The organism is Caulobacter sp. (genome assembly GCF_039596335.1).
In the GTDB taxonomy this organism is placed as follows: domain Bacteria; phylum Pseudomonadota; class Alphaproteobacteria; order Caulobacterales; family Caulobacteraceae; genus Caulobacter.
On the sequence record NZ_JBCNJZ010000017.1, the window covers coordinates 49,400 to 73,907 of the forward strand.

35 protein-coding genes and 3 pseudogenes are annotated in these 24,508 nt (G+C 65.2%); 4 read left to right on the forward strand and 34 right to left on the reverse strand.

Going from position 1 to position 24,508, the window contains the following annotated elements; all coding sequences use genetic code 11:
* Positions 1-46 precede the first annotated feature (46 nt).
* The 26 genes and pseudogenes from rpsK to ABDW31_RS24950 all read right to left on the reverse strand — a co-directional run bounded on the left by rpsK (position 47) and on the right by ABDW31_RS24950 (position 13,048).
* Positions 47-436, reverse strand: coding sequence for a 30S ribosomal protein S11 (gene rpsK, locus ABDW31_RS24825; protein ID WP_004616890.1), 390 nt, complete (start codon positions 434-436; stop codon positions 47-49).
* Positions 437-449: 13 nt separating this feature from the next.
* Complete coding sequence (gene rpsM, locus ABDW31_RS24830; RefSeq protein ID WP_010919149.1) at positions 450-818, reverse strand: 30S ribosomal protein S13; 369 nt, start codon at positions 816-818, stop codon at positions 450-452.
* Positions 819-991: 173 nt separating this feature from the next.
* Positions 992-1,561, reverse strand: coding sequence for an adenylate kinase (locus ABDW31_RS24835; RefSeq protein WP_184720772.1), 570 nt, complete (start codon positions 1,559-1,561; stop codon positions 992-994).
* Positions 1,562-1,694: 133 nt separating this feature from the next.
* Positions 1,695-3,053 (reverse strand): preprotein translocase subunit SecY, encoded by a 1,359-nt coding sequence (secY, locus tag ABDW31_RS24840; RefSeq protein ID WP_184720774.1) that lies wholly within the window; start codon positions 3,051-3,053, stop codon positions 1,695-1,697.
* A gap of 221 nt (positions 3,054-3,274) precedes the next feature.
* Positions 3,275-3,760 (reverse strand): 50S ribosomal protein L15, encoded by a 486-nt coding sequence (rplO, locus tag ABDW31_RS24845; RefSeq protein ID WP_343699806.1) that lies wholly within the window; start codon positions 3,758-3,760, stop codon positions 3,275-3,277.
* Between the two features lie 183 nt (positions 3,761-3,943).
* Positions 3,944-4,129 (reverse strand): 50S ribosomal protein L30, encoded by a 186-nt coding sequence (rpmD, locus tag ABDW31_RS24850; protein WP_058348448.1) that lies wholly within the window; start codon positions 4,127-4,129, stop codon positions 3,944-3,946.
* 3 nt (positions 4,130-4,132) lie between these two features.
* Complete coding sequence (gene rpsE / locus ABDW31_RS24855) at positions 4,133-4,738, reverse strand: 30S ribosomal protein S5 (protein ID WP_096051657.1); 606 nt, start codon at positions 4,736-4,738, stop codon at positions 4,133-4,135.
* A 10-nt stretch (positions 4,739-4,748) separates the two neighbouring features.
* On the reverse strand, positions 4,749-5,102 hold the full coding sequence (gene rplR / locus ABDW31_RS24860; protein WP_184720778.1) for a 50S ribosomal protein L18: 354 nt from the start codon (positions 5,100-5,102) through the stop codon (positions 4,749-4,751).
* Between the two features lie 3 nt (positions 5,103-5,105).
* On the reverse strand, positions 5,106-5,639 hold the full coding sequence (rplF, locus tag ABDW31_RS24865) for a 50S ribosomal protein L6 (RefSeq protein WP_184720780.1): 534 nt from the start codon (positions 5,637-5,639) through the stop codon (positions 5,106-5,108).
* A gap of 18 nt (positions 5,640-5,657) precedes the next feature.
* Positions 5,658-6,056: a 30S ribosomal protein S8 gene (gene rpsH / locus ABDW31_RS24870; protein ID WP_172265564.1), complete on the reverse strand. Its 399-nt coding sequence runs from the start codon at positions 6,054-6,056 to the stop codon at positions 5,658-5,660.
* A 10-nt stretch (positions 6,057-6,066) separates the two neighbouring features.
* Complete coding sequence (rpsN, locus tag ABDW31_RS24875) at positions 6,067-6,372, reverse strand: 30S ribosomal protein S14 (RefSeq protein WP_324097480.1); 306 nt, start codon at positions 6,370-6,372, stop codon at positions 6,067-6,069.
* Between the two features lie 23 nt (positions 6,373-6,395).
* Positions 6,396-6,953 (reverse strand): 50S ribosomal protein L5, encoded by a 558-nt coding sequence (rplE, locus tag ABDW31_RS24880; protein ID WP_184720784.1) that lies wholly within the window; start codon positions 6,951-6,953, stop codon positions 6,396-6,398.
* The gene (gene rplX / locus ABDW31_RS24885; protein ID WP_184720786.1) at positions 6,946-7,260 is read right to left on the reverse strand and encodes a 50S ribosomal protein L24; all 315 of its coding nucleotides are present in this window, start codon (positions 7,258-7,260) and stop codon (positions 6,946-6,948) included. The genes rplE and rplX overlap by 8 nt, the downstream gene beginning before the upstream one ends.
* On the reverse strand, positions 7,260-7,628 hold the full coding sequence (gene rplN, locus ABDW31_RS24890; protein WP_125159663.1) for a 50S ribosomal protein L14: 369 nt from the start codon (positions 7,626-7,628) through the stop codon (positions 7,260-7,262). The genes rplX and rplN overlap by 1 nt, the downstream gene beginning before the upstream one ends.
* 17 nt (positions 7,629-7,645) lie before the next feature.
* Positions 7,646-7,885: a 30S ribosomal protein S17 gene (rpsQ, locus tag ABDW31_RS24895; protein WP_184720788.1), complete on the reverse strand. Its 240-nt coding sequence runs from the start codon at positions 7,883-7,885 to the stop codon at positions 7,646-7,648.
* 10 nt (positions 7,886-7,895) lie between these two features.
* Positions 7,896-8,087 (reverse strand): 50S ribosomal protein L29, encoded by a 192-nt coding sequence (gene rpmC / locus ABDW31_RS24900; protein ID WP_004616922.1) that lies wholly within the window; start codon positions 8,085-8,087, stop codon positions 7,896-7,898.
* Positions 8,088-8,089: 2 nt separating this feature from the next.
* A complete protein-coding gene (rplP, locus tag ABDW31_RS24905) occupies positions 8,090-8,521 on the reverse strand; it encodes a 50S ribosomal protein L16 (protein WP_172265579.1) in 432 nt (143 codons plus the stop codon).
* A 13-nt stretch (positions 8,522-8,534) separates the two neighbouring features.
* Positions 8,535-9,284 (reverse strand): 30S ribosomal protein S3, encoded by a 750-nt coding sequence (gene rpsC / locus ABDW31_RS24910; RefSeq protein ID WP_172265582.1) that lies wholly within the window; start codon positions 9,282-9,284, stop codon positions 8,535-8,537.
* The gene (rplV, locus tag ABDW31_RS24915) at positions 9,284-9,664 is read right to left on the reverse strand and encodes a 50S ribosomal protein L22 (RefSeq protein WP_010919132.1); all 381 of its coding nucleotides are present in this window, start codon (positions 9,662-9,664) and stop codon (positions 9,284-9,286) included. The genes rpsC and rplV overlap by 1 nt, the downstream gene beginning before the upstream one ends.
* Positions 9,665-9,666: 2 nt before the next feature.
* Positions 9,667-9,945: a 30S ribosomal protein S19 gene (gene rpsS / locus ABDW31_RS24920; protein ID WP_099442405.1), complete on the reverse strand. Its 279-nt coding sequence runs from the start codon at positions 9,943-9,945 to the stop codon at positions 9,667-9,669.
* Between the two features lie 3 nt (positions 9,946-9,948).
* On the reverse strand, positions 9,949-10,788 hold the full coding sequence (rplB, locus tag ABDW31_RS24925) for a 50S ribosomal protein L2 (protein ID WP_184720791.1): 840 nt from the start codon (positions 10,786-10,788) through the stop codon (positions 9,949-9,951).
* A 4-nt stretch (positions 10,789-10,792) separates the two neighbouring features.
* A complete protein-coding gene (locus tag ABDW31_RS24930) occupies positions 10,793-11,089 on the reverse strand; it encodes a 50S ribosomal protein L23 (RefSeq protein WP_172265586.1) in 297 nt (98 codons plus the stop codon).
* On the reverse strand, positions 11,089-11,727 hold the full coding sequence (gene rplD, locus ABDW31_RS24935) for a 50S ribosomal protein L4 (protein WP_172265588.1): 639 nt from the start codon (positions 11,725-11,727) through the stop codon (positions 11,089-11,091). Before rplD ends, ABDW31_RS24930 begins: the two co-directional genes overlap by 1 nt.
* The gene (gene rplC, locus ABDW31_RS24940; RefSeq protein ID WP_184720793.1) at positions 11,727-12,494 is read right to left on the reverse strand and encodes a 50S ribosomal protein L3; all 768 of its coding nucleotides are present in this window, start codon (positions 12,492-12,494) and stop codon (positions 11,727-11,729) included. The genes rplD and rplC overlap by 1 nt, the downstream gene beginning before the upstream one ends.
* A 13-nt stretch (positions 12,495-12,507) precedes the next feature.
* A complete protein-coding gene (rpsJ, locus tag ABDW31_RS24945) occupies positions 12,508-12,816 on the reverse strand; it encodes a 30S ribosomal protein S10 (RefSeq protein ID WP_004616952.1) in 309 nt (102 codons plus the stop codon).
* 13 nt (positions 12,817-12,829) lie between these two features.
* Positions 12,830-13,048: pseudogene (locus ABDW31_RS24950) on the reverse strand (hypothetical protein).
* Positions 13,049-13,452: 404 nt separating this feature from the next.
* On the opposite strand from ABDW31_RS24950, the gene ABDW31_RS24955 reads away from it, so the two are divergent.
* Complete coding sequence (locus tag ABDW31_RS24955) at positions 13,453-14,211, forward strand: outer membrane beta-barrel protein (RefSeq protein WP_343699807.1); 759 nt, start codon at positions 13,453-13,455, stop codon at positions 14,209-14,211.
* Positions 14,212-14,314: 103 nt separating this feature from the next.
* On the opposite strand, the gene ABDW31_RS24960 is transcribed toward ABDW31_RS24955, so the two are convergent.
* The 4 genes from ABDW31_RS24960 to fdhD all read right to left on the reverse strand — a co-directional run bounded on the left by ABDW31_RS24960 (position 14,315) and on the right by fdhD (position 19,616).
* On the reverse strand, positions 14,315-15,169 hold the full coding sequence (locus ABDW31_RS24960; protein WP_184720798.1) for a DUF2807 domain-containing protein: 855 nt from the start codon (positions 15,167-15,169) through the stop codon (positions 14,315-14,317).
* 128 nt (positions 15,170-15,297) lie between these two features.
* A complete protein-coding gene (locus tag ABDW31_RS24965; protein WP_343699808.1) occupies positions 15,298-16,455 on the reverse strand; it encodes a GNAT family N-acetyltransferase in 1,158 nt (385 codons plus the stop codon).
* 63 nt (positions 16,456-16,518) lie between these two features.
* Complete coding sequence (locus ABDW31_RS24970; protein ID WP_343699809.1) at positions 16,519-18,810, reverse strand: FdhF/YdeP family oxidoreductase; 2,292 nt, start codon at positions 18,808-18,810, stop codon at positions 16,519-16,521.
* Positions 18,810-19,616, reverse strand: a complete 807-nt coding sequence (gene fdhD, locus ABDW31_RS24975; RefSeq protein WP_343699810.1) for a formate dehydrogenase accessory sulfurtransferase FdhD — start codon at positions 19,614-19,616, stop codon at positions 18,810-18,812. Before fdhD ends, ABDW31_RS24970 begins: the two co-directional genes overlap by 1 nt.
* A 104-nt stretch (positions 19,617-19,720) precedes the next feature.
* On the opposite strand from fdhD, the gene ABDW31_RS24980 reads away from it, so the two are divergent.
* Both ABDW31_RS24980 and ABDW31_RS24985 read left to right on the forward strand, forming a co-directional pair.
* Positions 19,721-21,364, forward strand: a complete 1,644-nt coding sequence (locus ABDW31_RS24980) for an FAD-dependent oxidoreductase (protein ID WP_184720804.1) — start codon at positions 19,721-19,723, stop codon at positions 21,362-21,364.
* A gap of 11 nt (positions 21,365-21,375) precedes the next feature.
* Positions 21,376-21,681 (forward strand): UBP-type zinc finger domain-containing protein, encoded by a 306-nt coding sequence (locus ABDW31_RS24985; RefSeq protein WP_184720805.1) that lies wholly within the window; start codon positions 21,376-21,378, stop codon positions 21,679-21,681.
* 587 nt (positions 21,682-22,268) lie between these two features.
* On the opposite strand, the gene ABDW31_RS24990 is transcribed toward ABDW31_RS24985, so the two are convergent.
* The 3 genes from ABDW31_RS24990 to ABDW31_RS25000 form a co-directional block, all read right to left on the reverse strand.
* Positions 22,269-22,583: a hypothetical protein gene (locus ABDW31_RS24990; protein ID WP_343699811.1), complete on the reverse strand. Its 315-nt coding sequence runs from the start codon at positions 22,581-22,583 to the stop codon at positions 22,269-22,271.
* Positions 22,584-22,755: 172 nt separating this feature from the next.
* Positions 22,756-23,184 (reverse strand): hypothetical protein, encoded by a 429-nt coding sequence (locus ABDW31_RS24995; RefSeq protein ID WP_343699812.1) that lies wholly within the window; start codon positions 23,182-23,184, stop codon positions 22,756-22,758.
* A 330-nt stretch (positions 23,185-23,514) separates the two neighbouring features.
* Positions 23,515-24,063, reverse strand: coding sequence for a YcxB family protein (locus ABDW31_RS25000; RefSeq protein ID WP_184720806.1), 549 nt, complete (start codon positions 24,061-24,063; stop codon positions 23,515-23,517).
* A gap of 120 nt (positions 24,064-24,183) precedes the next feature.
* Here ABDW31_RS25000 and ABDW31_RS25005 point away from each other — a divergent pair.
* A pseudogene (locus tag ABDW31_RS25005) lies at positions 24,184-24,258 on the forward strand (hypothetical protein); the annotation flags it as partial.
* Between the two features lie 71 nt (positions 24,259-24,329).
* Here the strand turns inward: ABDW31_RS25005 and tuf are convergent.
* Positions 24,330-24,508 (reverse strand): annotated as a pseudogene (tuf, locus tag ABDW31_RS25010) (elongation factor Tu); the annotation flags it as partial.

A 24,508-nucleotide genomic window follows, 5' to 3' on the forward strand; every position in this document is an offset into this window, starting at 1 on the left:
GCCGCGTTTTGCGCAGCCGGCGAAGGAGAATTGTGGTCTAAAAGTACTAGACGCGACGACGCTTGGGCGGACGGCAGCCGTTGTGCGGGATCGGCGTGACGTCGCGGATGGTCGTGATGGTCATACCCGCGGCCTGAAGGGCGCGCAGAGCCGACTCACGGCCCGAACCCGGACCCGAGACGTTGACTTCCAGGGTCTTCACACCGTGTTCCGCAGCCTTCTTGCCCGCGTCTTCGGCGGCCATCTGAGCGGCGTACGGGGTCGACTTGCGCGAGCCCTTGAAGCCCATCATGCCAGCGCTCGACCAGGAGATGGTGTTCCCCTGAGCGTCGGTGATGGTGATCATCGTGTTGTTGAACGAGGCGTTCACGTGCGCCACGCCCGAGGTGATGTTCTTGCGTTCGCGCTTTTTAACGCGACCCGGTTCCTTGGCCATCGGTCAGGCTACCTTATTTCTTCTTGCCGGCGATCGGCTTGGCCGGACCCTTGCGGGTACGAGCGTTCGTGTGGGTGCGCTGACCGCGGACCGGCAGGCCCTTACGGTGACGCAGGCCGCGGTAGCAGGCCAGGTCCATCAGACGCTTGATGTTCATCGAGTTCTCGCGGCGCAGGTCGCCCTCGACGGTGTAGTCGCGGTCGATCGTTTCGCGGATCTGCAGGACTTCGGCGTCGGTCAGTTGATTGACGCGACGCGCATCCTCGATGCCCACCTTCGTGATGATTTCACGAGCCGACTTTTGGCCGATGCCGTGAATGTACTGAAGCGCGATCAAAACGCGCTTGTTCGTCGGGATGTTGACGCCTGCGATACGGGCCACGTCTAATGTTCTCCTAGTCACGCACTAAAGACGCGAACGGCGCGCCCGGCCGGATCAGGGATCCAAACCGGCGCGCACGGATCGCGCCCTTTCGCGGAAGCGCCCCGTTATAGGGATCGTTTCGCTTCCGTCAACAACTGAATCCACCGGGGTTCCAATGAATTCGGGCTTTCTTAAGCGACGACGCTCAGCGCCTCGTCGATCGACGTAGCGACCGTTTCCACGGTCCCCATGCCGTCCAGCTCCACAAGCTTTTCCTGCGCCTTGTAGTAGGGCAGCAAAGGCGCGGTCTGGGCATTGTACTGGGCCAGGCGAGTCACGAAGACTTCCGGATTGTCGTCAGGCCGTCCCTGGTCTTCGAACCGCTTCTTGATCCGCTCGATCAGGGCCGGTTCGTCTACCTTGAGTCGGAGAACGGAGTCGATCTTCTGTCCGCGGGCGGACAACATCTTGTCCAGAGCTTCCGCCTGGGCGACCGTCCGCGGGAAACCGTCGAAGATCGCGCCGCCAGCCGCTTCGGCCTCGGGCAGACGGTCCTCGATCAAGGCGATGACGATCTCATCCGTCACCAGCTCGCCGCGATCCAGCACGCCCTTGACGCGTTGGCCAAGCTCCGAGCCCGAGGCGATCGCCGCGCGCAGCATGTCGCCGGTCGAGAGCTGAACCATGCCACGCTCTTCGACCAGGCGCTTGGCCTGGGTCCCCTTCCCCGCCGCCGGCGGTCCGAACAGGATCAGATTCATGTAAGCCCCTTCGCGCGCTAACGGGTCTTCAGCCCGCTTCTCCCTCCGCAGACCTAGATCGCGCCGAGGGAAAACGGAAGCCGGATTTGTGACAATCCGGCTTCCGACGCTTCCAATTAAAATGCAGCTGGGATCAGCGGTTGTTACGACCGCCGCGCAGCTTCGACTTCTTGATCAGGCCTTCGTACTGGTGAGCCAGCAGGTGCGACTGAATCTGAGCGACCGTGTCCATGGTCACCGTCACGACGATCAGGATCGACGTGCCGCCCATGGCGAACTGGTTCGACTTCATCGCGGCCATCATTAGTTCCGGCGCCACGCAGACGGCGGTGATGTAGGCCGCGCCGATCACCGTCAGGCGGGTCAGCACGTAGTCCAGGTACTCAGCGGTGCGCTTGCCCGGACGGATGCCCGGCAGGAAGCCGCCGTACTTGCGCAGGTTCTCCGCCGTCTCCTCGGGGTTGAACACGACCGAGGTGTAGAAGAACGAGAAGAAGATGATCAGCAGCGCGTAGAAGATCATGAAGGCCGGCTGGCCATGCTGCAGCGCGCCCACGACGCCCGGCAGCCACGACAGCGAGTTCGGCAGGTTCGTCGACGAGATGAACTGCATGGCCGTGGTCGGCAGTAGCAGCAGGCTCGAGGCGAAGATCGGGGGGATGACGCCGGCGGTGTTGATCTTCAGCGGCATGAACGAGCTTTCGCCGCCGATCATGCGATTGCCCTGCTGGCGCTTGGGATAGTGGACCAGCAGGCGGCGCTGGGAGCGCTCGATGAAGACGATGGCCAGGATAGCGGCCACGGCGCCGATGACGATCAGGAACATCGGGGTGTAGTTGCCCGAGGTCTGCGACTGAACCAGCAGCTGGCCGATGCTCATGGGCAGGTGTGCCACGATGCCGGCAAAGATGATCAGCGAGACGCCGTTGCCGACGCCGCGGCTGGTGATCTGCTCACCCAGCCACATCAGGAACAGGGTGCCGCCGGTCAGGGCCACGACAGTCGAGACGATGAAGAACGTCGGACCCACGCCGCTGGCGACCACGCCGGGCTGGGCCGACAGGCCCACGGCGATCGAGAACGACTGGACGACGGCCAGAACCACGGCCAGGTAGCGGGTGTACTGGTTGAGGGTCTTGCGCCCCGCCTCCCCGCCTTCCTTCTTCAGCTTCTCCCACGGCGGATACACCGTGCCCATCAGCTGCACGATGATCGAGGCGCTGATGTAGGGCATCACGTTCAGCGAGAAGATCGCCATACGCTCCACGGCGCCGCCGGAGAACGTGTTGAACATGCCGAGGATACCCTCGGCATTGCCGCTGAACAGGCGCGAGAACGCGGCCGGATCGACGCCGGGGATCGGAACATAGGTGCCGAGGCGATAGACGACGAGCGCGATCAGGGTGAACCAGATACGCTTGTGAAGTTCGGTCGCCTTTTGGAACGACGCGAAATTCATATTGGCTGCGAGTTGTTCGGCGGCCGAGGCCATACAGATCCCCACGACTCAGGAGCGCGATTGCCGGAAGCCAATACCGCTTCGGCGACGGTCGCGCTCTGAAATTTGGTTTCTCGGACCAGGCTGATCCGAGGAGAGCGCCACAAATAGGTGAGGCCCGCCGTGTTGTCACGGCGAGCCCCCTATTTCTGTCATCCCGGTCGAAAACGAGGTCCCGAAGAGCGCTCGGCGCTCACCCGGGATGACATATGGTCTTAGGCTTCGGCTTGCGCCTTGGCCTTCTTGGTCACGGTGACCGAACCACCAGCGGCCTCGACGGCCCTGATGGCGGCTTCCGTGGCCGAGTAGACGGTCAGCTTCAGGGCCGACTTGATTTCGCCCTTGCCCAGCAGCTTCACGCCGTCCAGTTCGCGACGGATGACGCCGGCGGCGACCAGGTCGGCGACCGAGACTTCAGCGCCGGCCTTCAGCTTGCCAGCGGCGACGGCTTGTTCCAAGCGCCACAGGTTCACTTCGGCGAAGTCCAGGCGGAAGGGGTTGTTGAAGCCGCGCTTCGGCATACGCATGTGCAGCGGCATTTGACCGCCTTCGAAGCCGTTGATGGCGACGCCCGAGCGCGCCTTCTGGCCCTTCACACCGCGACCGGCGGTCTTGCCCTTGCCCGAACCCGGACCGCGGCCAACGCGCATGCGGTTCTTGGTCGAGCCTTCCTGCGGGGCCAGTTCGTTCAGCTTGGTCATATGTGCCTCTCCTTGGAGATCTGCGCCCGGCCAGCGGCCGGACTCGGCTTGAGAAAATCAGAGCGCGCTTAAAACCCTAAAACGCCCCGAAACTCAATGAGAATCTGGAGGCGCTGCAGGCGCTTCAAACGAAAACCACCCCGGATTGCTCCGGGGTGGCGTATTCCGTCGTCGTGTAGCGAACTACTCGACGATTTCCAGCAGGTGCGCGACCTTGCGGATCATGCCGCGGACCGACGGGGTGTCTTCCAGCGTGGACACGCGGCCCAGCTTGTTGAGACCCAGACCGGCGAGCGTGGCGCGCTGGTCCTTTTCGCGACGGATCGGGCTGCCGGTTTGGCGCACCGTGACTTGCTTAGCTTCAGCCATGACTTAGCCCTCGATGGCTTCCGGCGACGAAGCGCCGTCGGCGCGACGGCCGAGGATGTCGCCAACCTTCTTGCCGCGCTTGGCGGCGATCTGGCGGGGCGACGATTGAACCTTCAGGGCCTCGAACGTGGCGCGAACCATGTTGTACGGGTTCGAGGAACCCGTCGACTTGGCCACGACGTCCTGGACGCCCAGGGTTTCGAGAACCGCACGCATCGGACCGCCGGCGATGACGCCGGTGCCGGGAGGCGCCGCGCGCATCATCACCTTGCCAGCGCCCCAACGGCCAGCGCCGTCGTGGTGCAGGGTGCGGGATTCACGCAGCGGGACGCGGATCATCGTCTTCTTGGCTTCTTCGGTCGCCTTGCGGATGGCTTCCGGCACTTCACGCGCCTTGCCATGACCGAAGCCGACGCGACCCTTTTGGTCACCAACGACCATCAGAGCTGCGAAGCTGAAGCGACGGCCACCTTTCACGGTGGCGGCGACGCGGTTGATGTGGACGAGCTTTTCGACGATGTCGCTGTCGACCCGCTCTTCGGGGGCGTTGCGGTCGCGACGGTCACGGCGTTGACCGCCTTCACCGCGCTGTTGTTCACCACGAGCCATTTTCGTTCCCTTAGAAGTTCAGGCCGGCTTCGCGCGCGGCGTCAGCCAGGGCCTTGACCCGGCCGTGGAAGATGTAGCCACCGCGATCGAACACGACGTCCTTGACGCCCTTTTCGATGGCGCGCTCGGCGACGAGCTTGCCAACGGCAGCAGCGGCATCCTTGTCCGCACCCTTCTTGCCTTCGGCTTCCAGGGTGGAAGCCGACGCCAGGGTCACGCCGCGTTCATCATCGATGATCTGGGCGTAGATGTTCTTGGACGAGCGGAAGACCGACAGGCGCGGACGCCCATTGGCCAGGCTCTTGAGGCGGGTGCGAGTGCGTTGCGCACGCTTGGCCGCCGATTCACGAGGAGAAAGGGCCATGGCTTACTTCTTCTTGCCTTCCTTGCGGCGAACCTTCTCGCCAGCATAGCGCACGCCCTTGCCCTTGTAGGGTTCAGGCGGACGAATGCGACGGATCTTCGCGGCAATCTCGCCGACCGCCTGCTTGTCGATGCCGGCGATCTTGATTTCGGTCTGCTTCGGCACAGCGAACGTGATGCCGGCCGGAGCCGCAACGTCCACATCGTGGCTGAAGCCGAGCTGGAGGCTCAGGGCGGTGCCCTTCAAGGCCGCGCGATAACCCACGCCGACCAGTTCGAGGCTTTCCTCGAACCCGGCGGTGACACCGTGCACCATGTTGGCGACCAGCGTGCGGGACAGACCCCACATGCCCCGGGCGCGCTTGGTGTCGACGCGCGGAGTCAGAAGGAGCTCAGCGCCCTCTTGCTTGACTTCGACTTCGTCGGCGATCGTCCACGACAGCTGACCCTTGGGGCCCTTGATCGTGACCGTCTGGCCTTCGAGCGTGACTTGCACGCCCGAGGGGATTGCGACGGCTTTCTTACCGATACGTGACATGCTCTTTCCCTCCCGCGCCTAGTAGACGCGGCAGAGGACTTCGCCGCCGACGTTAGCGTCGCGTGCAGCGGTGTCCGACATGACGCCCTTCGGCGTCGACAGGATCGAGATGCCCAGGCCGTTCTTGATCGGCTTCAGGTCCTTGATCGACGAGTAGACGCGACGGCCAGGCTTGGACACGCGGCTGATCTCGGCGATCACGGGCTGACCGTCAAAATACTTCAGCTCGATCTCGAATTCGGGGAACGCACCGGGCTTCTCGACCAGCGAGTAGCCGCGGATGTAGCCTTCGTCGGCCAGCACGTCCAGGACGCGAGCGCGCAGCTTGGAAGCCGGCGTCGACACCTTGTTGCGCTTGCGCGTGGCGGCGTTCTTGATGCGAGCGATCAGGTCGCTCAGGGGATCGTTCATCGACATCTGATCGTCCTCACCAGCTCGACTTGACGAGGCCAGGGATCTGACCCTGCGAACCCAGTTCGCGGAGCGCAATCCGGCTCATCTTCAGCTTGCGGTAATAGGCGCGCGGACGGCCCGTGACTTCGCAACGGTTGCGGATGCGAACCGGCGAGCTGCTGCGGGGCAGCTTGGCGAGCTTGAGGCGAGCCTCGAAGCGTTCCTCGAGCGGCAGGCTCTCGTCGTTGGCGGTCGCCTTGAGGGCGGCGCGCTTGCTGGCGAGTTGCTTGACGAGGGCCTTGACGGCTTCGTTGCGGTTGACGGCGCTTTTCTTGGCCATGGTTTCTTTCCCTTCCCGCTCTCTTAGTTGACGAACGGGAACTGGAATTCCTTCAGGAGAGCCTTGGCTTCCTGGTCGGACTTCGCAGTGGTGCAGACGATGATGTCCATGCCCCAGATCTGTTCGATCTGGTCATAGTTGATTTCCGGGAACACCAGGTGCTCCTTCAGGCCCATGGCGTAGTTGCCACGGCCATCGAAGCTCTTGCCGTTCAGACCACGGAAGTCCTTCACGCGCGGCAGCGCGATCGTGACCAGGCGGTCCAGGAATTCAAACATCCGGTCCTTGCGAAGGGTGACCTTCGCGCCGACCACCATGCCTTCGCGCAGCTTGAAGCCGGCGATCGACTTGCGGGCCTTGGTGGCGACGGGCTTTTGGCCGGCGATCGCCTGCAGGTCCTTCAGAGCGGTCTGAGCCTTCTTGGAGTCGGCAACAGCCTCGCCGATACCCATGTTCAGGACGATCTTGTCCAGCTTGGGGATCTGCATCTCGTTGGTGTAGCCGAACTGCTCCTTCATCGCGGCGCGGATGCGCTCGCGATAAACGGTCTTCAGCCGGGGCTCGTAAGCTTGATCAGCCATTGATCACCTCGCCGGTCGTCTTGGCGACGCGCACCTTCTTGTCGCCTTCGATCTTGAAGCCGACGCGGGTGGCCTTGCCGTTGGAGTCCACGACGGCGACGTTCGAGACGTGCAGCGCGGCTTCCTTTTGCTTGATGCCGCCTTGCGGGTCGGCTTGGGTCGCCTTGGTGTGACGCGAAACCATGTTCACGCCTTCCACGACAACGCGGTTGTCCTTCGGCAGGACTTGCAGGACAGCGCCTTGCTTGCCCTTGTCCTTGCCGGCCAGAACGACGACGCGGTCGCCCTTCTTGATCTTAGCGGCCATTACAGCACCTCCGGAGCGAGGGAGATGATCTTCATGTGGTTCTTGGCGCGCAGTTCACGGGGAACCGGGCCAAAAATCCGCGTGCCGACCGGCTCGCTCGCCTTGTTCACGATAACCGCGGCGTTCTTATCGAAGCGGATGACCGAGCCATCCTTGCGCTTCAGATTTTGATTAACGCGAACGACGACGGCGCGCAGCACGTCACCCTTCTTCACGCGGCCACGCGGGATGGCTTCCTTGACGGAGACGACGATGACGTCGCCCACGCTGGCGTAGCGACGGCCAGCGCCGCCCAACACCTTGATGCACATGACCCGGCGAGCGCCAGAGTTGTCGGCGACTTCCAGGTTAGTTTGCATCTGGATCATGGTCTAAACCTTCCAGATTAAGCGGAAGCCTTGGGAAGCACTTCCCAGGTCTTCAGCTTGGACTTCGGAGCGCACTCGACGATGCGAATGTTTTCGCCGGCCTTGTACGCGTTGGATTCGTCGTGCGCGTGGTACTTTTTGGACTGACGCACGATCTTCTTCAGGATCGGGTGAACGATAGTACGTTCCACCTTCACCACGACGGTCTTGTCACCTTTGTCGGAGACGACGACCCCTTCGAGGATACGCTTGGGCATATCGTTCTCCTTAAGCCGCGGCCTTGGCGCGCAGCACGGTCTTGATCCGCGCGATATCCTTGCGGATCTCGTTGACGCGGTGGGTCTTCTCGACCTGGCCCGTGGCAGCCTGGAAGCGCAGATTGAACTGCTCCTTCTTCAGGCTGATCAGGGTGTCGGCCAGCTGGTCGGGGGTCATGCCCCGGATGTCAGCGATCTTCATGATCATGCTTCCTGAGCCACGCCCGCATCGATGCGGGTGACAACACGGGTGCGGATCGGCAGCTTGGCGGCGCCCAGGCGGAGAGCTTCACGCGCGACATCGTCCGGCACGCCGTCGATTTCGAACATGATGCGGCCCGGAGCCACGCGAGCGGCCCAGTAATCCACGGCGCCCTTACCCTTACCCATCCGGACTTCGGCCGGCTTGCCGGTGACCGGCACGTCGGGGAAGATACGGATCCAGACGCGGCCTTGACGCTTCATCTGGCGGGTGATGGCGCGACGGGCGGCTTCGATCTGGCGAGCCGTGATGCGCTCCGGCTCGACGGCCTTCAGACCGTACGAACCGAAGTTCAGCAGCGTGCCGCCCTTCGAAGTGCCGTGGATGCGGCCCTTGAACTGCTTGCGGAATTTAGTCTTTTTCGGAGACAGCATGGCGATCTAATCCTTAACCGCGATCGCGACGACCGCGGTCGCCCCGATCGGGACGATCGCCGCGCTCACGCCCACCACCTTCGCCGGCCGGGCCGGACTCAGTGGCGAGACGCTTGTCGAGCGCCATCGGATCGTGCTCCAGCACTTCGCCTTTGAAGATCCAGGTCTTCACGCCGATGATGCCGTAGGTGGTCTTGGCTTCGGCGAAACCGAAGTCAATGTCAGCGCGCAGGGTGTGCAGCGGCACGCGACCTTCGCGATACCACTCCATGCGAGCGATTTCAGCGCCGCCGAGGCGACCCGAGACGTTGATCCGGATGCCCTTGGCGCCGAGACGCACGGCCGACTGGATCGAACGCTTCATGGCGCGACGGAAAGCGATACGACGCTCGAGTTGTTGAGCGATCGATTCAGCCACCAGCTGAGCGTCGGTTTCCGGCTTGCGGATCTCGACGATGTTCAGGTGGACTTCGCCTTCGGTCTGGATCGACAGGTCCTTGCGGAGCTTGTCGATGTCAGCGCCCTTCTTGCCGATGATGACGCCCGGACGAGCGGCATAGATCGTGATGCGGCACTTCTTGTGCGGACGCTCGATGATGATGCGCGACACACCAGCTTGGTAGAGGCGCTTCTTCAGGGCGGCGCGGATCGCGAGATCCTGGTGCAGCATCTTGCCGTACTGGGCGCCGTCGGCGAACCAACGGCTGTCCCAAGTGCGGTTCACGCCGAGCCGCAGCCCGACCGGATTGACTTTCTGACCCATTAGGCGGCCTCACCCAGTTCGCGGACCACGATCGTGATCTCGGAGAACGGCTTCTCGACGCGCGTCGCGCGACCGCGGGCGCGGGGCGAGAAACGCTTCATGATCAGGTTCTTGCCCACATAGGCCTCGGCGACGACCAGGGAGTCGATGTCGAGGTTGTGGTTGTTCTCGGCGTTCGAAATCGCCGAGTACAGCGCCTTGCGGACGTCCTGAGCGATACGCTTGTGGCTGAACTCGAGCTCGTTGAGAGCGCGCTGGACGTTCAGGCCACGGATGGACTGAGCGACCAGGTTCAGCTTGCGCGGGCTGGTGCGCAGGGTGCGCACCTTGCACATCGCTTCGGCGGCCGGCAGGCGGCGTTCTTGCTTCTGCTTGGCCATGATTACTTCCTCTTGGCCTTCTTGTCGGCAGCGTGGCCCGGGAAGTTACGCGTAGGAGCGAACTCGCCGAACTTCATGCCGACCATGTCTTCCGACACGGAGACCGGGACGTGCTTGTGGCCGTTGTGGACGCCGAAGGTCAGGCCGACGAATTGCGGCATGATCGTCGAGCGACGCGACCAGGTCTTGATGACGTCCTTGCGGCCCGACGACAGTGCGGCGTCGGCCTTCTTCAGGAGGTACCCGTCGACAAACGGGCCTTTCCAGACGGAGCGGGTCATGGCTTAGCGGCCCTTCTTCGCTTTGTGGCGCGAACGGATGATGAACTTGTCCGTGGCCTTGTTGACGCGGGTCTTGGCGCCCTTGGTCGGCTTACCAGCCGGGGTCACCGGGTGACGGCCGCCCGAGGTCCGGCCTTCACCACCACCGTGGGGGTGGTCGACCGGGTTCATGGCGACGCCGCGGACGTGCGGGCGACGGCCCATATGACGCGAACGACCGGCCTTGCCGAGGTTCTGGTTCATATGGTCGGGGTTCGAAACGGCGCCGACGGTGGCCAGGCACGTATCGAGGACCATGCGCAGCTCGCCCGAGTTCAGGCGGATCTGGGCGTAGCCGGCGTCACGACCGACCAGCTGGGCGTAGGCGCCAGCCGAACGGGCGATCTGACCACCCTTGGCGGGCTTCAGCTCGATGTTGTGAATGATCGTACCGATCGGCAGCGTGCGCAGCGGCGAGGTGTTACCCGGCTTCACGTCGACCTTGTCGGCGGTGACGACTTCGTCGCCAGCCTTAAGGCGTTGCGGGGCCAGGATATACGCCAGTTCGCCGTCGGCCTGATACTTGATCAGGGCGATGAACGCGGTGCGGTTGGGGTCGTATTCGAGACGAACGACCGTGGCCACGCCTTGCTTGCGACGCTTGAAGTCGACCAGACGGTACAGGCGCTTCGCGCCGCCGCCGCGGAAGCGGACAGCGATACGGCCATTGCCGCCGCGACCGCCCGACTTGGTCAGGCCTTCAACGAGCTTCTTCTCGGGCTTGCCCTTGTGAAGTTCGCTGCGGTCGATCAGCACCAGGCCGCGCTGGCCGGGGCTGGTCGGGTTAAATTGCTTCAAGGCCATCTGATTAGAGCCCCGTCGTGATGTCGATCGACTGGCCTTCAGCCAGCGTCACGATCGCTTTCTTGACGTCGTTACGACGCCCGACGATGCCACGGAAGCGCTTGGTCTTGCCCTTGGTCACGATGGTGTTGACCTTCGTAACCTTGACCTTGAACAGCTCTTCGACGGCGGCGGCGATCTCGTCCTTCGACGCATCGTTGGCCACCTTGAAGACAACCTTGTTCTGCTCCGAGAGCAGGGTCGTCTTTTCAGTGATCACCGGCGACAGGATCGTATCGTAGTGGCGAGCGGTGGCGGCCATTAGGCGGCTTCCTTCTCAGCGAAACGAGCCGAGATCGCTTCAACCGCGTCCTTGGTCAGGACGAGGGTTTGGCGACGCAGCACGTCATAGACGTTCAGGCCGGCGTTCGGCAGGACATCCACGTTCGGGATGTTGCGGGCCGCGAGCTTGAAGTTCGCGTCCACTTCCGGACCGGCGATGACCAGGGCGTTCTTCAGACCGATCTTGTCGAAGGTGGCGCGCAGGGCGGCCGTCTTCGCTTCGGTCAGCACAACGCTGTCCAGCACGACCAGCGAACCGGCCTTGGCCTTCGAGGACAGGGCGTGGCGCAGAGCCATGGCCCGGATCTTCTTCGGCAGGTCGAACGCGTGGCTACGGACGACAGGGCCGTGGGCCTTGGCGCCGCCGACGAACTGAGCCGCACGGCGCGAACCGTGACGAGCGCCGCCGGTGCCCTTTTGCTTGTACATCTTCTTGCTCGTACGAGAGACCTCGTTACGAACTTGAATCTTGTGGTTGCCCGAGCGGCGCTTGGCCAGCTGCCAGGTCACGACGCGCTGAAGGATGTCGCCGCGGATGTCGTCGATGCCGAAGATGGCGTCGTCGAGATCCACAGAACCGGCCTTCGCGCCGTCAAGCTTGATGACGTCGAGTTTCATTAGCCTTCGCCCTCTTCGGTCGTCGCCGCGGGGGCCTCTTCAGCGGGGGTTTCAGCAGCGGCAACCGGAGCTTCACCAGCCTTGCGGAAGGCGCCCGGACGCGGCAGGTCGGCCGGAGCGGCCTTCTTCACGGCGTCGCGGATCTTCACGTAGCTGCCTTCGTGGCCCGGGACAGCGCCCTTGACCAGGATCAGGCCGCGTTCGACGTCGACCTTCCAGACAGTCACGTTCAGGGTGGTGACGGTTTCTTGACCGAGGTGACCAGCCATCTTCTTGCCCGGGAACGTACGACCCGGATCCTGGCGGTTACCGGTCGAGCCGTGCGAACGGTGCGAGAGCGAAACGCCGTGCGTTGCGCGCAGACCACCGAAGTTCCAGCGCTTCATGGCGCCGGCGAAGCCCTTACCGACGGTCACGCCTTGGATGTCGACCTTCTGGCCGGCAACGAAGTGGTCGGCCGTGAACTCGGCGCCGACTTCGATCAGGGCGTTCTCTTCGACGCGGAACTCGGCGACGACGCGCTTCGGCTCAACGGCCGCCTTCGCGAAGTGACCGCGCATGGCGTTCGGGGTGTTCTTGGCCTTCTTGGCGCCGGCGCCCAGTTGCAGGGCGGTGTAACCGTCCTTCTCAACAGTGCGCTGAGCCGTAACTTGGCAACCGTCCAGCGACAGGACGGTGACCGGCACGTGCTGACCAGCTTCGTCGAAGAAGCGGGTCATGCCCAGCTTCTTGGCGATCAGACCAGTGCGTTGGGTGGGGAGAGTCATAAGCGGGCCCTCCTTACAGCTTGATTTCGACGTCAACGCCGGCCGACAGGTCGAGCTTCATCAGCGCGTCCACGGTCTGCGGAGTCGGGTCAACGATGTCGAGAACGCGCTTGTGCGTACGGATCTCGAACTGCTCGCGCGACTTCTTGTCGACGTGCGGCGAACGGTTGACGGTGAATTTCTCGATAAGCGTGGGCAGGGGGATCGGGCCCCGTACCGTCGCACCCGTGCGCTTGGCCGTATTCACGATCTCGCGCGTGGAATGATCCAACACGCGGTGATCGAAGGCCTTGAGCCGGATGCGGATGTTCTGACGATCCATATCGCTCGGTTTCCTAGTGGGCTGCGCCCGCGTCTCGAACCATTTCAAAGACCAACCCGAACCCAAAAGAGGGTCCGTACGCAGCGTCCGCAAAACAAGATCCCCAACGGTCGCCCGTCAGGGGTGATGTCCAGATATCGCGCTACCTTCCCGAGAGAAGACCCTCTCGAAAGAAGGCTGGCGGCGCTATGTCCGGGCGTCTCGCGAACCGCGTTTGAGCTCGAAAGCTCACAGCCGGTCCAACAGAGGCGCGCTTGTACGTTCCGGAATCGGTTTCGTCAAGCGCTCTGTCCGGTTCCTCACGCCTTTGCGGGGCGCGACTCGTCGGGCCAGATCTGGATAGGCGCCCTGCCCCGCCGGCGCAAGACCTGCCCCAAACATAACATTGGTCCACCTTTAAGGATTTGGGACATAATGTGGCAATGGACGTGCGAGCGCGGGCGCGATAGTGGAAATTTCCGCCTCCACAAGTGTCACAAAAATGCATTATTCGACCTACAAGCGCCGCCGCTGGCCTTGAGGCCTGGGTCGAACCCTCATAGATGCCGCTCCTCCCCGACGGACTGGGCGGCCCCTCCCCCCATAACGACCGTTCAGCCAGTCGAGGAGCCACTCTCAGTAAGGGGATAGACCCACATGAATACGAAGCTGTTCGCCACCGCCGCCCTGATCGCCGCCGCTGTCTCGGCCCCGGCCTTCGCCCAGACCGTTGGTTCGGTCGGCGCCGCCGTGAACTACACCGACATCAACACCCGCTTCGGCGGCAACGATGGCACCTCGGCCGTGCTCGACGGCTCGGTCGCCATTCCGCTGCAAGGCGCCTGGACCGTGACTGCCAACGGCGACGTCGCCATCTCGGACAACGACCTGTCGGACGAAACCGTCGCCTCGGGCGCCGTGCACCTGACCACCACGGTCGGCAACGGCTACCGCGTCGGCGCCTTCACGGCCCTGTCGCGTCCGTCGAACGACACCCTGTGGGCTGTCGGCGCCGAAGCCCAGAAGTACCTGGACAACGTCACCCTGACGGGCCTGGTCGCCTACGGCCAGTCGAACGAGCTGGACGCCGACCTGTGGGCCGTCCGCGGTGAAGCCCGCTACTTCGTGTCGGATAACTTCCGCCTGAACGCCGGCGCTGGCTGGTCGCGCATCGACACCAACGTCAACGCCGACCTGTGGGACGTGAACGCCGGTGGCGAATACAAGTTCGACAACAGCGGCTGGAGCCTGTTCGGCAAGTACACGCACGCCGAGTCGAAGGACCTGGCGAAGCTGAACTCGGACGCCGTGAAGGTCGGCTTCCGCTACACCTTCGGCGGCAGCCTGAAGGACCGCGATCGCGCCGGCGCCGACCTGGCCACCGCCAGCGACCTGTTCGCGTTCGGCACGCGCTAAGCGTCTAGGCTTCGGCGGATCTGTCGAACCTTTGGGTTCGCCGAAGCAAGAAGGCCCCGGGAGCGATCCCGGGGCCTTCACTTACATATAGAGTGTGCGTGGCCTACTGGCCGATGATGACGTCGCCCGAACCGGCCACGTGCTTTTTAACCGGACCGTTGACCTTGGCGATGCGCACGTCGCCCGAGCCGGCCACCGAGACGTCGGCGCTGTCGGCTTCCCCCCGGAACGTGACGTCGCCCGAGCCCAGCACATTGACCTCGACCGAACGGGCCCGGCCGCCGGCGACGGTGATGTTGCCCGAGCCGGCGATATTGCCTTCCAGTCCGCCCGACAGGCTGGCGACCGAGACATCGCCCGAGCCGGCGATCGAGACCTCGACATCACCCGCGATCGCCTGGGTCGTCACGCTGCCCGAGCCCGCAACGCTGACTTCCAGTTGGCCGGCCGTACCGGTCCGCGTGTCGCCTGCGCCCGCCTGGCTGATTTCGAGCTTGCCCTTGGTGTTGGCCACGGTCCACGCGCCGCAGCCCGCATTGCCCAGGTTGACGCTGTCGGAGCGCGCGATGGAGCCGGTCACCGCGCCGCCGGCCGCCACGCGGACGTTCATCGGCATGCGGACGGCGATCTGCGGCATGTCTTCGTAGGAAACCTCGCCCACGCCGCGCACGCGCACCGACACCACCTTGCCGTCGCGGCTGGTGCAGCCGTTGATCTTGCTCATGCGCAGACCGCCATCGACGACCACCTCGTCGCCGTTCTGGCGCACGGACAGCGGCAGGCTGGCATTGGTGGTCAGAGCTTCAACCTTAATGTCGGTCCGGTTCTCCGGAATGATCACGACCCGGGCGACGGCGTCCTTGATCTTGAGGTTCGGCGCGGCGGACGCGGCGCCGGCGGCGGCCATTGTGCCGGCCAGGGCGGTGGCCATCAGGGCCAGGGTGGTCACAGCGCGCATCGTTTTTGCTCCCCATCGAACGCGTGTTGATATTCGATGCGGGAAAGGTAGACGCCGTAACCGGGTTCAGCGACTTAATTCGAGGTCATGACCCGGAAGTCATCTTCCGGCCGCGGGCGAGCGTTGCGTCAGTCCGCCAGCAGGGCCAGGCCAAGGCCCAGACCCATGCCCAGCCCGGCGCCCAGTCCAGCCCCCAGGCGCGGATAGCGACGCGCCACCCCAGCCAGGAACCCGGCTCCGCCACGCAGCTGTCCCACCAGGCCCGGCTCACAGGCGACGATGCGGTCCACGCGCCGCGCCAGGCGGGTGCCGCCCATCAGACGCATGTCGCCGCCTCGCGAGGAGACCCGGCGCTCGACCAGCCCCTCGAACACCACCTCGGCCGGATCGGCGAAGTCGCGTTTGTAGGCGTCGGCGTCGACGCCGAAATCCACGCGGGTGACGCCGCGGGCCGCCAGGTGCGCCAGGGCGTCCAGCGTCATCAGGCTGCCCGGCGAGTACTTGGCGTAGGCGCGCTCGTAGATCGGGAACCACAGGTGATAGCGGCCGCCTGACAGCAGGCCCAGCTCGGCGGCCACCAGCGTGCCGCCCACCTTCAGAGTGGCCAGCCGCAGGCCGAAGTCCTCATCGTCCACCTCAGCCAGGCGATGGACCAACTGCGCCGTCCAGCCACAGGCAAAGACGTCATATTGATGCGTCCGGATGATCTGAGCGCGCTTGTGCTCCAGCACCCAGGTCACCTCGTCGGCGCTGGGGCGCTCCAGCGAGAACACGACCTCACCGTGATCGCGCTCCAAAGCGCGGCGGCGGCGGCGCTTGTCCTTCAGGAAGGCGGCGTCGCGGCCGGCCAGATAGGCATCGAAGCCTTGCGACAGATCGGCGGCCATCGCCCGTCGCGGCGACATTCCGGCCATGTCGACCTCGCCCGCCCGGACCAGACCCGTGAACCGGGCCCGCCGCACACCCTCCAGGCGCGGCAGCATGGTGGCCACCGCCCAGCCGGGCTCGACGATCAGACCATGGAAGTCGCTGAGCGGCGCGGCCAGCGGCTGCAGCAGCATCCCGCGCGTCTGGTAAGGCAGGAAACCTCGAATCGCCTCGCCCTCGCGGACGATGGCCAGGCGCGCCCCCGGGGTGACCTGGGCGGCGATCTCGACGAAGCGGAAATCGAAATAGGGGCTGGCGAAAGCGGGGTCAGCAGACCGAAAGCGTCGCCAAAGCTCGCGCTCGACGGCCCCCAGCTGCGAGACCTCGACGGTCTCGATAACGACGCCTTCCCTTCGCACGCGGCCCTCTCATGACCTTATGGGTCACGGACCATTAAGCTTGCAGCCCCCTAACAATGCATTTCAGCGGCGCCACAAAGTCTGGTGCTTGCGCAATCTGACGGGGGCCGACTTGTAGGCTGGCGTGCCCGAACGCAGGTCGTGGTCGTCCAGCGAGATCACCACATTGGTCTCGGGATAATAGGCCGCCAGGCAGCCCGGCGGGATGTCGCGCGCCACGACGGTGAAGCCCCGCGCCACCCGATCGCCGCTGTCGTCGAAGGCCGCGCCCAGGTCCACGAGGTCGCCTTCCGCCAGACCGGCGCGGGCCATGTCGTCGGGATTGGCGAACACCACGTCGCGCCGGCCGAACACGCCGCGATAGCGATCGTTCATGCCGTAGATGGTCGTGTTGTACTGGTCGTGGCTGCGCAGCGTGGTCAGCAGCATGACGTCCGGATCGCCCTGACGCGGATCGCCGCCCTTGGGATCGAAGACCAGGAAGTTGGCCTTGCCGCTGGCGGTCTTCCAGATCCGGTCGGTCGGCCCCACCGGCAGGCGGAAGCCGCCCGGAACGCGGACCCTGTCGTTGTAATCCTCGAAGGCATCGGGGAACACCCGGGCGATCAGGTCGCGCACGGCGTCGTAGTCGTCGGCCAGGGCCGGCCAATCGACCAGCGGATCCTCACCGAACACCGCCGAGGCGACGCCACAGACGATGGCCGGCTCGGACATCAGCTGCTCGGACGCCGGCGGGTTCAGGCCGCGTGAGGCGTGGACCATCGACATCGAGTCCTCGACCGTCACCGACTGGCGCACGCCAGCCCGCACGTCCATTTCGGTACGGCCCAGGCACGGGAGGAGAATGGCCTCCTTGCCGATCAGCAGGTGCGTGCGGTTGGGCTTGGTGGCGACGTGGACGGCCAGGTCCAGCTTGCGCATGGCCGCGAAGGTCCGCACCGGATCGGGCGCGGCGACCGCGAAATTGCCGCCCAGCCCCATGAACCACTTGGCCTCGCCGCGCTCCATGGCCGCGATCGCCTCGACCACGGTGTGGCCGTGCTCGCGCGGCGGCTCGAAACCGAAGACGCTCTCTATAGAGTCCAGCATCGCCTTGGACGGCTTCTCGGCGATGCCGACCGTGCGGTTGCCCTGGACATTCGAGTGCCCGCGCAGCGGACAGATCCCCGCCCCAGCCCGGCCGATATTGCCCTTCAGCAGCAGCAGATTGACCAGCTGCTGCACCGTGCCCGAACTGTCGCGGTGCTGGGTCAGACCCATGCCGTAGCAGAGGATGGTCGCCTTGGCCTTGGCGTAGATCGCCGCCGCCTCCTCGATCCGGGCGCGGGGCAGGCCGCAGCCGGCCTCGATGGTCGCCCAGTCCAGCGCCTCGATATGGGCGACGATTTCGTCGAAGCCCATCGTGTGCTCGGCGATGAAGTCGCGGTCCAGCACGTCGCCGTCTCGCGCCTCCAGCGCCAGCACCGCCTTCATCATGCCCTGCACGAAGGCCGCGTCGCCGCCGATGGTCAGCTGGAAATAGGCCGAGGCGATCGGGGTCGACGACAGGGTCGCCATCTCGACGGGATCCTGCGGCGAGGCGAACTTCTCCAGCGCCCGCTCCTTCAGCGGGTTGAAGGCCAGGATCGTCGCGCCGCGCCGGCTGGCCTCGCGCAACGTGGCCATCATCCGCGGATGGTTGGTGCCGGGATTGTGCCCAAAGCACAGGATCAGGTCGGCGTGGTCGAAATCCTCCAGCGTCACCGAGCCCTTGCCCAGGCCGATCGAGTCCGGCAGGCCGACGCTGGTCGGCTCGTGGCACATGTTCGAGCAGTCGGGGAAATTGTTGGTCCCGAACCGCCGCGCCAGCAGCTGGTACAGGAACGCCGCCTCGTTGCTGGCCCGGCCCGAGGCGTAGAACTCGGCTTCGTTGGGGCCCTTCAGCGCCTTGAGGCCCGCGGCGGTCCGCGCGAAGGCCTCGTCCCAGGTGATCACTTTATAATGGTCGTCGGTTGGGTCGTAGGCCATCGGCTCGGTTAGCCGGCCCAGGTCCTCGATCTGGTGGTCGCTCCAGGTCAGCAGCTCGGTGACCGTGTGCTGCAGGAAGACCTCCGGCGTCGCCCGCTTGGTCGTCGCCTCCCAGGCCACGGCCTTGGCCCCGTTCTCACAGAATTCGAACGACGAGGTGTGCTTGGGATCGGGCCAGGCGCAGCCGGGGCAATCGAAGCCTTCCGGCTGGTTGGCCCGCATCAGGGTCTTGCCGCCCTCGATCACCGTCGCCTGGTCGACCAGGGCGCCGGCCACGGCCTTCAGCGCGTCCCAGCCGCCGGCGGGGTGCGTGTAATCCCGAACGCCGGGAACTTTGGTGTCGGACATCAGGCCGGCTCCATTTCGAACAGACGCTCAGCCCCGGCGAACACGGCATGGCCGTCGGCGCGGGCCAGGGCCACCAGGGTCAGGTTGGCCTCATGGGCCTTGGTGATGGCCAGCTCGGTCGGGGCCGACACCGCCACCAGGATCGGGCAGCCGATCCGCACGGCCTTCTCCACCATCTCGAACGAGCAGCGGCTGGTAACGACAATGAAGCCCGCCGCCGCATCATGGCCCGCCGCGATCATCGCCCCGGCCAGCTTGTCCAGGGCGTTGTGGCGGCCGACGTCCTCGCGGACCACCACCAGCGTCCCGTCCGCATCGAAGAGGGCGGCCGCGTGGGTGGCGCGGGTCAGGCGGCCCAGGGCCTGCTCGGCCTCCAGCCTCGCCAGCGCCTTGGGGATGACGGCATGGGCGATCCGCCCGCCCTGCCCCAGCGTCGGCAGCGGCCGCACCACATCGGCCAGGCGCTGTACGCCACACAGGCCGCAGCTGGAGCGGCCCTCCAGATTTCGCGGCCGCGCCTTGCTGGCCAGGGCGCCAGGGTGGAAGCGGACATCGACCAGCAGGCCGCGCTCTTCTTCCTTGATCGTGACGCTGGCGATGTCGCCGGGCGCGGCGATCGCCTCGGTGACCACGAAGCCGCGCGCAAGGTCCTCGACGTCTTCGGGCGTGGCCATCAGCACGGTATGCGGGCGGCCGTCCAGCGACAGGCCGACGGCCGTCTCGCGCGGCAACGGGCGTGTGAGGGGCTCCAAGGCGCGGCCGGCGCGCCACTGCTCTGCGGGGCGAGAAGCGGAAGCGGATTGCATCGCGGGACTCTAGAACTTGCCGCCGATCGCGTCACGGCGTGAATGTTCAAAACCGTCGTTCCGTGAGACGTGACCACGACACAAACCTGGAGCAGTGTGGGCCCATGCCCGAGAGCACTTTCGACACCCGCCGCGCCCAGATGTTTCCCCGCCTGCAGACGGCCGAGATCGACCGGCTGCGCCGGTTCGGTCAGATCGTCCAGGCCAGTCCCGGCGAGGCGCTGGCGACATCCGGCGTGCCCTCCCCCGGCCTGCTGGTGATCCTGGGCGGCCGGGTGGCGATCAGCCGCCGCGACGCCCACAATGAGAGCCAGCCGATCGTCGAGCACGCCGCCGGCCAGTTCGTCGGCGAGATCGCCCAGCTGTCGGGCCGTCCCTCGCTGGTCGACGTCACCGCCATCTCCGCCGTCGAGGCCCTGCTGATCGCGCCCGATCGCCTGCGGGCGGTGCTGATCGCCGAGGCCGAGCTGGGCGAGCGGATCATGCGCGCCCTGATCCTGCGTCGGGTCAGCCTGATCGAGACCGGGGCCGGCGGCCCGATCATCGTCGGCCGCGCCGCCGACGGCGAGGTCATCCGCCTGTCGGGCTTCCTGGCCCGCAACGGCCACCCCTACCAGCACCTGGACCCCGACAGCGTCGACTGCGCCAAGGTGCTGCTGCAGCGCTTCGACGTCGACGACAGCGAGCTGCCGATGGTGCTGTGCCCTAACGGCGTCATTCTGCGGAAGCCGACTAACCACCAGCTGGGCCGCTGCATCGGGCTGGTCGGCCCGATCGACGCCGAGCGGATCTATGACGTCGCCGTGGTCGGGGCCGGTCCCGCGGGCCTGGCCACCGCCGTCTACGCCGCCTCGGAAGGCCTGTCGGTGCTGGTGCTGGACACCCGCGCCTTCGGCGGCCAGGCCGGGGCCTCGGCGCGGATCGAGAACTATCTGGGCTTCCCGACGGGGATTTCCGGCATGGCCCTGATGGGCCGCGCCTATGGCCAGGCCCAGAAGTTCGGGGCCGAGCTGGCCATTCCTGACGAGGTCGCCTCGCTGGACTGCCACGAGAGCGGCCCGCACCGCTATCGCCTGGCCCTCGCCAGCGGCGAGAGCGCGCAAGCCAGAACCGTCGTGATCGCCAGCGGCGCCCGCTATCGCCGGCTGGAGGTCGAGAACCTCGACCGCTTCGAGGGCGCGGCCGTGCACTACTGGGCCTCGCCGCTGGAGGCCAAGCTGTGCGCCGGCCACGAGGTCGCCCTGGTCGGGGCCGGCAACTCGGCGGGCCAGGCGGCGGTGTTCCTGGCCAGCCAGGTCAAGAAGGTCTGGATGATCGTGCGCGGCCCCAGCCTGGCGGCGACCATGTCGCGCTACCTGATCGAGCGCATCGAGAGCACGCCCAACATCGAGGTGGTCGTGCGCAGCCAGGTCGTCGACCTGGAGGGCGAGGACGGCAAGCTGGAGGCCGTGCGCTGGCTCGGGCCCGAGGGCGTCGAGACGGTCAAGCCGATCAGCCACCTCTTCCTGTTCATCGGCGCCGCACCCAACACCGCCTGGCTGGCCCAGTGCCATGTCGAGCTGGACAACCACGGCTTCGTGCGCACCGGCAGCGACCTGTCGCCCGACTGCCCGCCGCTGCAGACCAGCCGCAAGGGCGTGTTCGCCATCGGCGACGTCCGGGCCGGCTCGGTCAAGCGCGTCGCCGCCGCGGTCGGCGAAGGCGCCCAGGCCGTGGCCGCCATCCACGCCTATCTGGCCGAGGCCTGAAGGACCGCTCCATGACCTGCACCCACGGCGACGCCATCCACATCGTCGAGCCCGGCTCGAAGGGCTGCGAGGAATGCCTGGCCGCCGGCGGCTGGTGGGTCCATCTGCGCCTGTGCCGGACCTGCGGCCATGTCGGCTGCTGCGACGACAGCCCCAGCAAGCACGCCACCGCCCACTTCCACGCGACCCGCCATCCGGTCATCGAAGGCTACGACCCGCCCGAGGGCTGGGGCTGGTGCTATGTCGACGAGGAATTCGTCGAGCTCCCCGACCAGACCGCCCAGGTCGGGCCGATCCCGCGCTTCGTGCGCGGCTGAGCACACGACCGCGCCCTTCCGCCGATTTGCGCCGGCGGGCTTGGGAAGGCGGCGGAGCGTCCGGGCTGGACCCGGAAGATGGGTAGAGGAACACCGATTCGGCCGAGGCCGGCGCGCTCCGCGTGACCGTTATCCGATGAGCCTTCGACGCGCGGGGTCTTAACCCGCTTCCGAAAGAGGCCCCCGACGGGTGGAGGGCTTGCGTTCCCTCCAGGCCGCGCGAGCGATTTCAGCCCGCGCCTGTCGCGTCGGTCTCCTCCGCCGCCCGGCTTTCGCCCCATGTTTCAGGGAGCCCGTCCGGATCCGTCACGAAGGCGGCCCGAAGGCCCCGACCCACGCTTCCCGCTCGATCACCCCCGCCGCACCTTCGGTCGCCAGCTGAACGCCCTTCCCCGCGACGGGACGAGGAGAAGTATGGGGGCGGTTTTCGGGGTGATGCGTCGATTTTGGGGACGCTCGTCGGTGGCGGCGTTAAGTCGTTGATCTGGTGGGCTCGGAAGCTGCGAATGCCCGTTCGACGCGGGGCGTAACGCTCTGCTCAGGCATCCGCTATCGATCCGACTTGGCCTACGTCCCGTGAAGGACGTTCAGGTCTCCTTAGAGTCCATGGTCTGGAGCGCCAGCGCACCGCGCAGTCCGTTTATGATCAGCACCACAAGCACGGCTTTCACAACAAGCGACGTCACCGCCTGCACCGAGCTGAAATCTTGTCGGTACAACACGACGTCGAGCACCAGTAAAGCGAGAGCGGCGCTGCCCCAGATCAAGCCTTTGCCGTTCAGCAACCGGATGCCCGCCACGGTCACTAGGACAGGGAAGAGGCTCGCGCCGAAGAACCAAGCCGCCGCCGCAGCATGACCCTTATTCGCGGTCGATAGAGTAGCGACGTTGCCGATGGTCATGCGAGCGGCCTGAAGCAGGCAAGCGATCCCGCCCCATCTACATGCACGAAGTGCACTTGCTCGCGTCGCTAAACCCGCTGCCCACATTGCGAAATGTGACCCCAAACCCGGCCCCCGTCGAATATCCACTAAGAGTTGACTTTGGGGGAAAGACGCGATGGCAGGCAGCGCCCTAGTCGGACCGCACGCGACGTCGTCGCCCAAGAGGATCGAGTATGATCGGACGGGCGCCAGGATTGCCGACATACCGCCGAGCAGACTTCTTTCCGTTTCGGTCTGTCACGGTCACAACGAACTCAGCCCTGTGGCCCTTTCCAAGGTACTTGGCTGACAGCTTCTCGAAGTCGGTGACTTCTACGCCGTGACTTTTGCAAAGGCTGGGAAGTGCTGCGGCGTAGAGCGAAATCGCGCGAGCCAAGGACGCTGACGTAGCTGCGCCCGTTGTGGCTCCACTCAGAAAATCGACTTCAATGAAGCCTTCCGGACTTGCCGCAGCCTCCCCGAAGATATCCATGCTGTACACGCCAATCATCAAGCCGATCCCGCTTGCGAGCGAGTGCGCGATGTTGCGACCGACGGATGCGAGCACTGCGTGTTTCATCGGGCTACGCTAAAATATGGAGCGTCTCTCATCCACCCATCGCGGATGCTCGATTCCCTCTCTCATAGAGAGAGGGAGGGGCCCGCGCCGCAGGCGTGGGAGGGTGAGAGGTTACAACCTTTCCGGACTAGGCAGGGCCAAGGCGGCGGATGCAGGCCTTGGGATAGCCAGGACAGGCGAGCCTTCTGCGCAAACCAATTGGATAGGCTGAGGATTGATCGGTGAGCGGTGTAACCTCTCACCCTCCCACCGCTTTCGCGGCGGGCCCCTCCCTCTCTCTATGAGAGAGGGATTTCGAAACGCCGTTCTCCACCCAACTCGGACCTTGCACTACCCGCCGGCAATCCTCGCCGCATCAGGACTTCTCGCGCGTGCTGCCTCGGTCATTCGCGACGCGGCTTCGACGATGAAATCGCGTTCAGCCTCGGGAGTTGTGAAAAAGCGTCGCGGGAGAACTATGGCGCTGCTTTGAACCAGGAACACCCAGTACTTGCGGGTCTGAAAGAGGTCCGTGACGCTAGGCCAGCGGGCGGTCATCGTCACGTCTGCCAGGTCATAGATCAGAGCCTCTGGTGTCAGGCGCAGCGTAAGCGGCTGTTCGTATGCCTGTCCGCGCTCGGCAAGGGCCTTTCGCATCGAAGGGCCGATCAGCCACTGGATCGCCACCAAGCCAACGCCAAGGCCTAAGATCGCGAACTCGACCGACATGGCCGCCGCGAACCATGACCCCGATAGCCAGGCCCCCACAGGGATGCCGACGGCCAACATGCAAACGACTAGGATGACTTTCATCTGACGCGGCGACACGCCCTGCCGGCCCTTGACGTAGGCCATCGCAGCCGTGGTTTCGCCAACGGCCAGAACACCTGTCGCTTCCATCTATTCCCCTTGAACAACCCTGCGGCGAAATTAGCCTTGCTCACAGGGCACGTCACCCCGGACGGTTCCCATCTCCTCCCCCTGACGGGGGAGGTGGCGGCTCGAAGAGACGACGGAGGGGGAAGAGGCAGGCCCGGCAGCGCTTCCCCCTCCGGTCCTTCGGACCACCTCCCCCGCTGGGGAGAGGACTTGGAAAAAGCAAAAGGCCCCGGAGATTGCTCTCCGGGGCCTTCGCATGTCTCAGCCGAGGCTAAGATCGATCGAGACTACTCGATGATCTTCGCAACCACGCCGGCGCCGACCGTGCGGCCGCCTTCGCGGATGGCGAAGCGCAGGCCTTGGTCCATGGCGATCGGGGTGATCAGCTCGACGTCCAGCTCGGCGTTGTCGCCCGGCATGATCATTTCCACGCCTTCCTTCAGCTTGATGATGCCGGTGACATCGG

What these genes read in the sequence shown, in the direction of transcription:
- rpsS (WP_099442405.1), bottom strand. Translation starts at nt 9,945, where the DNA reads ATGACCCGCTCCGTCTGGAAAGGCCCGTTTGTCGACGGGTACCTCCTG.
- rplP (WP_172265579.1), bottom strand. Translation starts at nt 8,521, where the DNA reads ATGCTGTCTCCGAAAAAGACTAAATTCCGCAAGCAGTTCAAGGGCCGC.
- secY (WP_184720774.1), bottom strand. Translation starts at nt 3,053, where the DNA reads ATGGCCTCGGCCGCCGAACAACTCGCAGCCAATATGAATTTCGCGTCG.
- ABDW31_RS24995 (WP_343699812.1), bottom strand. Translation starts at nt 23,184, where the DNA reads ATGAAACACGCAGTGCTCGCATCCGTCGGTCGCAACATCGCGCACTCG.
- rplE (WP_184720784.1), bottom strand. Translation starts at nt 6,953, where the DNA reads ATGGCTGATCAAGCTTACGAGCCCCGGCTGAAGACCGTTTATCGCGAG.
- rpsN (WP_324097480.1), bottom strand. Translation starts at nt 6,372, where the DNA reads ATGGCCAAGAAAAGCGCCGTCAACCGCAACGAAGCCGTCAAGGCCCTC.
- rplX (WP_184720786.1), bottom strand. Translation starts at nt 7,260, where the DNA reads ATGGCCGCTAAGATCAAGAAGGGCGACCGCGTCGTCGTTCTGGCCGGC.
- rplV (WP_010919132.1), bottom strand. Translation starts at nt 9,664, where the DNA reads ATGGCCAAGCAGAAGCAAGAACGCCGCCTGCCGGCCGCCGAAGCGATG.
- ABDW31_RS24985 (WP_184720805.1), top strand. Translation starts at nt 21,376, where the DNA reads ATGACCTGCACCCACGGCGACGCCATCCACATCGTCGAGCCCGGCTCG.
- rplC (WP_184720793.1), bottom strand. Translation starts at nt 12,494, where the DNA reads ATGACTCTCCCCACCCAACGCACTGGTCTGATCGCCAAGAAGCTGGGC.
- rpsJ (WP_004616952.1), bottom strand. Translation starts at nt 12,816, where the DNA reads ATGGATCGTCAGAACATCCGCATCCGGCTCAAGGCCTTCGATCACCGC.
- ABDW31_RS24960 (WP_184720798.1), bottom strand. Translation starts at nt 15,169, where the DNA reads ATGCGCGCTGTGACCACCCTGGCCCTGATGGCCACCGCCCTGGCCGGC.
- rpsE (WP_096051657.1), bottom strand. Translation starts at nt 4,738, where the DNA reads ATGGCTCGTGGTGAACAACAGCGCGGTGAAGGCGGTCAACGCCGTGAC.
- rplN (WP_125159663.1), bottom strand. Translation starts at nt 7,628, where the DNA reads ATGATCCAGATGCAAACTAACCTGGAAGTCGCCGACAACTCTGGCGCT.
- rpmD (WP_058348448.1), bottom strand. Translation starts at nt 4,129, where the DNA reads ATGGCTGAAGCTAAGCAAGTCACGGTGCGCCAAACCGGCAGCCCGATC.
- ABDW31_RS24980 (WP_184720804.1), top strand. Translation starts at nt 19,721, where the DNA reads ATGCCCGAGAGCACTTTCGACACCCGCCGCGCCCAGATGTTTCCCCGC.
- rpsK (WP_004616890.1), bottom strand. Translation starts at nt 436, where the DNA reads ATGGCCAAGGAACCGGGTCGCGTTAAAAAGCGCGAACGCAAGAACATC.
- fdhD (WP_343699810.1), bottom strand. Translation starts at nt 19,616, where the DNA reads ATGCAATCCGCTTCCGCTTCTCGCCCCGCAGAGCAGTGGCGCGCCGGC.
- rpsH (WP_172265564.1), bottom strand. Translation starts at nt 6,056, where the DNA reads ATGTCGATGAACGATCCCCTGAGCGACCTGATCGCTCGCATCAAGAAC.
- ABDW31_RS25000 (WP_184720806.1), bottom strand. Translation starts at nt 24,063, where the DNA reads ATGGAAGCGACAGGTGTTCTGGCCGTTGGCGAAACCACGGCTGCGATG.
- rpmC (WP_004616922.1), bottom strand. Translation starts at nt 8,087, where the DNA reads ATGAAGATCGCTGACATCCGGGGCATGACCCCCGACCAGCTGGCCGAC.
- ABDW31_RS24955 (WP_343699807.1), top strand. Translation starts at nt 13,453, where the DNA reads ATGAATACGAAGCTGTTCGCCACCGCCGCCCTGATCGCCGCCGCTGTC.
- rplD (WP_172265588.1), bottom strand. Translation starts at nt 11,727, where the DNA reads ATGAAACTCGACGTCATCAAGCTTGACGGCGCGAAGGCCGGTTCTGTG.
- rplO (WP_343699806.1), bottom strand. Translation starts at nt 3,760, where the DNA reads ATGACCAAGCTGAACGAACTGGCCCCGCAGGAAGGCTCGACCAAGAAC.
- ABDW31_RS24990 (WP_343699811.1), bottom strand. Translation starts at nt 22,583, where the DNA reads ATGACCATCGGCAACGTCGCTACTCTATCGACCGCGAATAAGGGTCAT.
- rplR (WP_184720778.1), bottom strand. Translation starts at nt 5,102, where the DNA reads ATGGCCCTTTCTCCTCGTGAATCGGCGGCCAAGCGTGCGCAACGCACT.
- rpsC (WP_172265582.1), bottom strand. Translation starts at nt 9,284, where the DNA reads ATGGGTCAGAAAGTCAATCCGGTCGGGCTGCGGCTCGGCGTGAACCGC.
- ABDW31_RS24835 (WP_184720772.1), bottom strand. Translation starts at nt 1,561, where the DNA reads ATGAATCTGATCCTGTTCGGACCGCCGGCGGCGGGGAAGGGGACCCAG.
- ABDW31_RS24970 (WP_343699809.1), bottom strand. Translation starts at nt 18,810, where the DNA reads ATGTCCGACACCAAAGTTCCCGGCGTTCGGGATTACACGCACCCCGCC.
- ABDW31_RS24930 (WP_172265586.1), bottom strand. Translation starts at nt 11,089, where the DNA reads ATGGCCGCCACCGCTCGCCACTACGATACGATCCTGTCGCCGGTGATC.
- rplF (WP_184720780.1), bottom strand. Translation starts at nt 5,639, where the DNA reads ATGTCACGTATCGGTAAGAAAGCCGTCGCAATCCCCTCGGGCGTGCAA.
- rpsQ (WP_184720788.1), bottom strand. Translation starts at nt 7,885, where the DNA reads ATGCCCAAGCGTATCCTCGAAGGGGTCGTCGTCTCCGACAAAGGTGAC.
- rplB (WP_184720791.1), bottom strand. Translation starts at nt 10,788, where the DNA reads ATGGCCTTGAAGCAATTTAACCCGACCAGCCCCGGCCAGCGCGGCCTG.